The organism is Corynebacterium sp. c3Ub_189, assembly GCF_039907195.1.
Lineage (GTDB): Bacteria > Actinomycetota > Actinomycetes > Mycobacteriales > Mycobacteriaceae > Corynebacterium.
In genome coordinates, this window is sequence record NZ_JASBOF010000034.1 from 1 (window position 1) to 6383 (window position 6383).

The 6383-nt window shown below is 61.5% G+C and carries 8 protein-coding genes; 5 read left to right on the forward strand and 3 right to left on the reverse strand.

Annotated elements, in window-relative coordinates:
- Positions 1-43: 43 nt before the first annotated feature.
- From QKD99_RS11220 to QKD99_RS11230, 3 genes are read right to left on the reverse strand one after another with little or no spacing between them, the layout of a single operon-like run.
- A complete protein-coding gene (locus tag QKD99_RS11220; RefSeq protein WP_005326721.1) occupies positions 44-622 on the reverse strand; it encodes a hypothetical protein in 579 nt (192 codons plus the stop codon).
- A gap of 2 nt (positions 623-624) precedes the next feature.
- Positions 625-1197 (reverse strand): hypothetical protein, encoded by a 573-nt coding sequence (locus tag QKD99_RS11225; protein WP_198492602.1) that lies wholly within the window; start codon positions 1195-1197, stop codon positions 625-627.
- A 33-nt stretch (positions 1198-1230) separates the two neighbouring features.
- Positions 1231-2499, reverse strand: coding sequence for a hypothetical protein (locus QKD99_RS11230; protein ID WP_239235009.1), 1269 nt, complete (start codon positions 2497-2499; stop codon positions 1231-1233).
- A 350-nt stretch (positions 2500-2849) separates the two neighbouring features.
- On the opposite strand from QKD99_RS11230, the gene QKD99_RS11235 reads away from it, so the two are divergent.
- The 5 genes from QKD99_RS11235 to QKD99_RS11255 are packed head-to-tail and all read left to right on the forward strand — an operon-like array spanning position 2850 to position 6319.
- On the forward strand, positions 2850-4310 hold the full coding sequence (locus tag QKD99_RS11235) for a carboxyl transferase domain-containing protein (RefSeq protein ID WP_284868825.1): 1461 nt from the start codon (positions 2850-2852) through the stop codon (positions 4308-4310).
- Between the two features lie 8 nt (positions 4311-4318).
- Complete coding sequence (locus tag QKD99_RS11240; RefSeq protein WP_239280347.1) at positions 4319-4528, forward strand: acyl-CoA carboxylase subunit epsilon; 210 nt, start codon at positions 4319-4321, stop codon at positions 4526-4528.
- A complete protein-coding gene (locus tag QKD99_RS11245; RefSeq protein ID WP_347951467.1) occupies positions 4528-5115 on the forward strand; it encodes a nucleoside triphosphate pyrophosphatase in 588 nt (195 codons plus the stop codon). The genes QKD99_RS11240 and QKD99_RS11245 overlap by 1 nt, the downstream gene beginning before the upstream one ends.
- 31 nt (positions 5116-5146) lie before the next feature.
- A complete protein-coding gene (locus tag QKD99_RS11250; RefSeq protein ID WP_347951468.1) occupies positions 5147-5563 on the forward strand; it encodes a DUF3151 domain-containing protein in 417 nt (138 codons plus the stop codon).
- A 15-nt stretch (positions 5564-5578) separates the two neighbouring features.
- Positions 5579-6319, forward strand: a complete 741-nt coding sequence (locus QKD99_RS11255; RefSeq protein ID WP_347951469.1) for a hypothetical protein — start codon at positions 5579-5581, stop codon at positions 6317-6319.
- Positions 6320-6383: the final 64 nt, after the last annotated feature.

Consider the following 6383-nt stretch of genomic DNA (forward strand, 5'->3'; position numbering starts at 1 on the left):
GGCAGTTCAATGGACCGAGAGGGCGCTTAATAGTTGTGGTGGCCTAGTTCCACTCAGGCGCGTCTTCGAGGCGCAGCTCGGAGTAGCGCGCTTCTGGCACAGAAGCCGAGTATGGCTTGCCCTGGGCTTCCCACTGCTGGTCAGAGTTGCAGCGCACGTCCTGACCATCAGTGTCGAGCATGGTAAAGCCCCACACCAGCTTGCCCTGCGAGTTCGCAGGCAAGGTGTACGGGCCAACCACCTGGTTTAGCTTCCAGTGCTGCTCGCTGACGTAGTTGAAGCCATAGGTCTTGGTCAGCACCTTGGCCAGCTCGCCGGTGCCCTCAACGGATCCGGAGACCTCGATGGTCTGGGTGCGAGCTTGGGTGACGGTGTGCTTGACCGGTACTTCCTCGGCGTTGCGGTTAGCCACGCTGGTGGCGTCGGTCTGCTTGAACCAGCGGCGCTTTGCGGTGACGTAGGTGCCGTTTTCACCTGGTGTCGAGCAATGCGTGCCCGGCTTATAGTCGTCGTTCCAGCGCTGGGGCAGCTCAAAGTCCCCACCGAAATCAGCGGCGTGGGCAACAGGAGCGGCCACCAGGCTCAGCGCCGCGAGGGCGCTAGCGATGGACGTCTTGCTCACGTTTAGCCCCAATCGTTGTTATCGCGGGTGGAGACCTCGATGTGGCGCTCCTTTGGAAGGGTGGCGGTGAAGGTGCCACCGTTGGCCTGCCACTTGTGGTCGGAACCGCACACGGTCTTCTGACCCTCGAAGTCAGAGACAACCCAGCCTGCGCGCAGGACGGCGGTCTTGCCCGGAGCAATGTTGTACGGACCAACCTGCTCGCCTACCTCGTAGGACTGGCTATCGGTGTAGCTGGAGGAGAAGGTGAAGTTGATGAGGTCCATCAGCTTGAAGTCAATGCCAGCGGACACATTCCAGGTCTTGGTCTTGGTCTCGGTGATGGAACGGGTTACTGGCAACGGCTCATCGTTGTAGTTGGACACGGTCCAGGAACCGGCGGAGCCATCGAAGTAGGTGCGCTTGATGTCAACGGTCTGGCCGGTATCGCCCGGGTTGGAGCAACGCTCACCGATGGTGGTCGGGTTAGCCGGGCCGAGGTCACGCTGCGGCAGGGCGTTAGCGGCCGGAGCGAAGATGAGGCCGGAAGCAACGGCAAGAGCCGCGGTGGTAGAAGCAATCTTGGACTTGAACATGGAACTTTCTCCTTGCGTAGATGCGGGTGGTGTTTAGTAGATGGTCTGGGTAGGAACCGGCAGGTCGCGGAATTCGTCTGGAGTGACGTCCTCGGTGCGGGTATTGCCGGCCTTATCGGTGATCTTGGCCTCTGCCCAGAAGCCGCTCGGGGCGGAGGTCTGCTTGTAGTTAGAGGTGAGGTCGTAGTTTCCGCTCTTGCCGCAGTGAATCTCGCGGTAGTTAATGCGGGTCATGGTGGTGCCATACTCCACACGCACGCGCTCGCCTGGCTTGAGGTCGACGTGCTTGAGCTCGGTGCCGACCGGCATGTAGGCACGCTTTACGGCACCGACGGACTCCAGCCAGCCCTTCGGAATATCGCCGCGGTTGCCCTGCCAGTTGGTGTACGGGGCGTGCTCGGCACCAACGACGAAGTCAGTTACCGGTGCAAACTCGTAGTCACCCTTGGACCAATTGAGGAAGTCCGTGGAGTAACCAGCCTTGCGGTAGGTCGGCTTTACCGCGGTGATGTCCAGCGGGTACCAGGAGCTATCGCCGGCTTCACACTTGTCGCCTTCCTTAGGCCAGGAGGGATCGCGCTGCAGATCTGCAGAAGGCTGCATGATTTCGTCCTTCTTCGGATCGGCAATCTTCTCTAGGCTCGGGCCGGATACAGAGGTGTAATTGCCCTCGATCGGCTTGGAGTTTGCACCCGGGGACCGGGATGGAATTTCCATGGCCAGATCGGATACGGAGCCGTCCGCCTTGATGATGTAGGCAAAGGCGTAGCGCTCGGCTGGGCCCTTACCGCGGATGACGTTGGAGCCTGGGATGTTTTCCAGGCGGTCATCGTTGCAGCCTACGAACATGGAGATGAAGTCCTTTTCAATGACGCCGTATTCGACGCGGAAGGACTCACCTGGCTTCAGTTTCACAGGGCCGAAGGTTTCTTTATCGCGCCAGCCGTTGGTCATCTTCAGACCGATATCGGACTTAGCGGTGGTGTCCCAACCGGAAGGCAGCTTGGCCTTGGAATTGGCTTCAATCTCGTGATTGGTACCAGTTTCTACCTCGGCGGTGTAGGGCACTTCTTGGTTGGTGGTGTTTTTAAACTGCAGGGTGCCGTCGCTCATGTAGCGGCGACCGGTTTCCGCAAAGCGCCATTCACGCTCTGCATTGTCGCCGGCGGCACTGCAGCTCTTGTAGAGGTTGGAAATGGGATATGCCTGCGGCATCGGGGGAACATCTCCCGCGTGTGCCACTGGCGTGAAGAGAGCCGCTACGGCGAGCGGTGCGAGCAAACGCAGTCCCTTTTTAATCACCAGAAGACCGTCCTTAATAGATCGTTAAAAATTAGGGGAAACATTCATGAAGACTCAGGTAATAATAAGGGCTTACAGGGCCCACATCAATAGTTGAATGAAATTCTTTCTAATGCCTTTACCCACCTTGAGGTGCAATAATGGGTGCTCACCTGCCCAGCACCGTTAAATGTTTACAGAAGAACCCACCCCCAGATTAGGGCCCTTCGGCCTGGTGCCACCCAGGGAATCCCCAGATTCTATGCACTGCCCACGTTGCAGTGGCATTTACCACACAATCGTTTTCCACTCCGCGTCCCCGCAGCGTTCCATTCCGCATTGAGCGGGGTGCGCTAGTAGTGTGGGGGCCTATGACTGACCTGAAAACCACCGCCGGCAAGATCGAGGACCTGGACACCAAGCTCGCCGAGTCCCGCGCGCCGCTGGGAGAAGGCGAGCCGGCCGCCCGCACCCGCGTGACGCAGCTGCTCGATGAGGGCTCCTTCGTGGAAACGGACGCGCTAGCCCGTCACCGCTCCACCGACTTTGGTCGTGAGCATGACCGCCCCTATACCGATGGCGTGGTCACCGGCTACGGCACTATCGACGGCCGCCGCGTGTGCGTCTTTAGCCAGGACGGCGAAATCTTCGACGGCACGATGGGTGAGGTTTATGCCGAAAAGCTCACCAAGGTATATGACCTCGCCATCAAGACCGGCGTGCCCATCATCGGCATCTATGAATCCACCGGCCCGCGTGTGCAAGAGGGCATCGTCACCATGGCCGGATACGCCCGCCTCATGGCGCGAGTCTCCCAGGCTTCGGGCCTCATCCCGCAGATTTCCGTTGTCGCAGGCAATACCAGCGGCATTGCGGCGTTCGCGCCGACGTTTGCCGATGTCCTCGTAGTTACCCAAGGCACCGCCCTCCACCAGGCCGCCAGCCACGTGGCCGGCGCGGAGCCAGAGACCTTCGGCGGCGCCGCAGCCCACGCCGAGTCTGGCACCGCCCACCTGGTGGCCAGCGACGACAAGCAGGCTTTGTCCCTCGTGCGCGACGTTCTGGCCTACTTCCCCGCCAATAACCGCGCCGCGGCGCCGCGTGTGGATGCCGGTAGTGTCGCGGACTTTGATCTCAATAGTGTCATCCCGGATACCGCCGCGCAGGCTTATGACATGTGCGAGGTCATCAAGGCTGTCGTCGATGAAGGCTCCTTCTTCGAGCTTTCTGCCGAGGCGGCACAAAACATCGTTACCGGCTTTGCCTACATCGATGGCCGCGCCGTCGGCATCGTTGCCAACCAGCCGCTGGCGCTGGCCGGCGCCTTGGACTCCGCCGCCGCAGAGAAGGCCGCACGTTTCGTGCGTACCTGCGATGCCTTCAATACTCCCATCGTGGAATTCGTGGACTCCCCAGGCTTTGTGCCTACCCCGGAGGAGGAAAAGGCCGGCCTGCTGCGCAGGGCGTCGAAGTTTGCCTACGCGCAGGCTGAAGCGAGCGTCGGCAAGCTCACTGTGATCACCCGCAAGGCCATTGGCCCGGCCTACGTATTTATGGGCGCCAAGGACCTCGGCGCGGACTTGGTCTACGCATGGCCCACCGCGGAAATTGCTGTCACCCAGGCCTCCCAAGCTTCCCTGGCCATCTATGGCTCGGAGGACAAGGAAGAGGAGATGGACGAGCTCTTCTTGCACCCGTATGCCGCAGCAGAGCGCGGGCTGGCCGATAATGTTATCGAGCCAACTGCAACCCGCCACTACCTGGTAGAAGGCCTGCGCCTGCTAGAGCGCAAGGCCGTGGCCCAGGTACCGAAGAAGCACGGAACCGTTTAGGAGGGGAAATGTCTACGCCGGAAATCAAGGTAGTCAAGGGCAATCCCACCGAGGATGAGCTCGCGGCCCTGCGCACCGTATTGGCGCAGATGAGCGCCAAGCACTCGGGCGTTGCCGGAGAACGCAATGAATGGGGCAACCCGGCCGAGCGCTTCGAGCGCTTTGGCGCGCAGCGCGTCTACAACCCCTCCGCATTCCACACCGTGCGGTACTTCTAATGCGGCTTATCCTTGCCTCCCAATCGCCCTCGCGCGCGTCTATCCTGCGCGGCGCGGGCGTGGAGCCCGTATTGGAGCCGGCCGATATTGACGAGCGCTCCCTCGAAGCCTCGCTCGCAGGCCAACCGCCGGCCGATATCGTGGCGGCCCTCGCCACCGCCAAGGGTGAAAAGGTGGCCGAACGATACCCCACCGAGCCCGTCATCGGCGGCGATTCCATGCTGCTGCTCGACGGCGAGCTACAAGGCAAGCCCCATACCGCGGAAGCCACCATCAAGCGCTGGCACCAGCAAGCCGGCCGCACAGCCGAGCTACTTACCGGCCACTGCCTCATCTTTGGCGATAAGCGCCATGTGGAAACATCTACCACCACGGTGCACTTTGCCCAGGCAAGCGAGGCCGATATCGCAGCATATGCCCACTCCGGCGAGCCTCTCCACTGCGCCGGCGCCTTCACCTTGGAAGCCATGGGCGGCTGGTTCATTGACCGCATCGAAGGCGATCCTTCCTCCGTTATCGGACTATCACTACCGGTGGTGCGCCGCGCGCTCTACGCCTTTGACCTGAACGTCTCCGATTTCTGGTAGCAGCGCGCCGGCGTCGCTACAGTGGGGTGGCATGGAAATGAAAGACATGCTTGCCCCAAAACCCATTGAGCTGCCAGCCGATCCCGGCGCAGAGTCCACCTCGGATCTCGCCGCCGGCATTGTTGCCCACCCCGATTCCCCGCTGCTGTGGGCGCTCCTAGCGGAGCAGGAGCTCAAGGAGCAGGAAGGCTCTGAGCCATCCGCTTTCATCACCGCCTACGCCTACGCGCGCACGGGCTACCACCGCAGCCTCGACCGCCTGCGCGGCAATGGTTGGAAGGGTTGGGGCCCTGTCCCCTTCTCTCACGAGCCGAACCAGGGCGTCCTGCGCGCCATCGCCGCGCTCGGCCACGCAGCCAAGGCCATCGGCGAGGACGACGAATACGACCGCATTCGCCAGATGCTTTCCGACGCCGACCCGGACTCCCTCGCCACCCTCCTCGACTAATCCTGGAGTTTCCGCATGCCTGCCGTGACACCCCGCTGCCTACGCCGCTTCTCCGCCGCCGTAGTGCTCACCGCTTCCGTGCCGCTCGCGCTGAGCGCCTGCGGTGCTCAAGATGATTCTTCTTCCTCCCAAGAGCCGGTCTTTTCCAGCCAAGCACCTGCCGAGGATGAATCCTCCGACGGAGACGACACGGCTTCCGCAGCAGCACCCTCCCCGTCGGAGTCCACCGACGGGAGCGATGAAGCGACCACGCAGCAGCAGGACAAGGACAGGGACGCCGAGTGCACGGAGCTGCCCAACGATCCGCGCGAGGTCTACGCCTCTGGCACGGCCCCGGGGCGCATGCCCGCCGATGACGGCAGTGATTTCAATTACTGGATCGCCGATATCGACAATTCCTATGACCCGTGCGCCACGATTAGCTGGATCGTCTTCCGCGGCTCAATGGGTGATTTAGACGGTCCGGCGGGCACCGGCGCCTCCATTGCTGATGGCATAGCCTTCTACGTCAATGGCGCTCCGGCCAAGGACATGTCCGTCTTCGATAAGGTAGAGAGCGTCACCTCGGTCTCAGACAACGAGGTCGATTTCACGTGGGGAGAACGCAGCCGCTCCACCGCAGAGGGCATTACCGCTCACCACACCGTGCGCTTGCAGGCACAGGGCGATTCCCTCGAACCGGTGTCTGGTGAAGTCGAGGAATTTAACAAGATGTGGGTTGACCTTCCCAGCTACCAGCTTGGCACCTACGACTAACTTTTAGGCCGGCACTTAGTCGCCTATGCCGGCAATACAATGCGCCCCAGCGGAATTGAACTGG

Bases quoted from the DNA above. Each gene is read 5' to 3' on its own strand.
- QKD99_RS11225 (WP_198492602.1), bottom strand. From the start codon at position 1,197: ATGTTCAAGTCCAAGATTGCTTCTACCACCGCGGCTCTTGCCGTTGCT.
- QKD99_RS11235 (WP_284868825.1), top strand. From the start codon at position 2,850: ATGACTGACCTGAAAACCACCGCCGGCAAGATCGAGGACCTGGACACC.
- QKD99_RS11240 (WP_239280347.1), top strand. From the start codon at position 4,319: ATGTCTACGCCGGAAATCAAGGTAGTCAAGGGCAATCCCACCGAGGAT.
- QKD99_RS11245 (WP_347951467.1), top strand. From the start codon at position 4,528: ATGCGGCTTATCCTTGCCTCCCAATCGCCCTCGCGCGCGTCTATCCTG.
- QKD99_RS11250 (WP_347951468.1), top strand. From the start codon at position 5,147: ATGGAAATGAAAGACATGCTTGCCCCAAAACCCATTGAGCTGCCAGCC.
- QKD99_RS11255 (WP_347951469.1), top strand. From the start codon at position 5,579: ATGCCTGCCGTGACACCCCGCTGCCTACGCCGCTTCTCCGCCGCCGTA.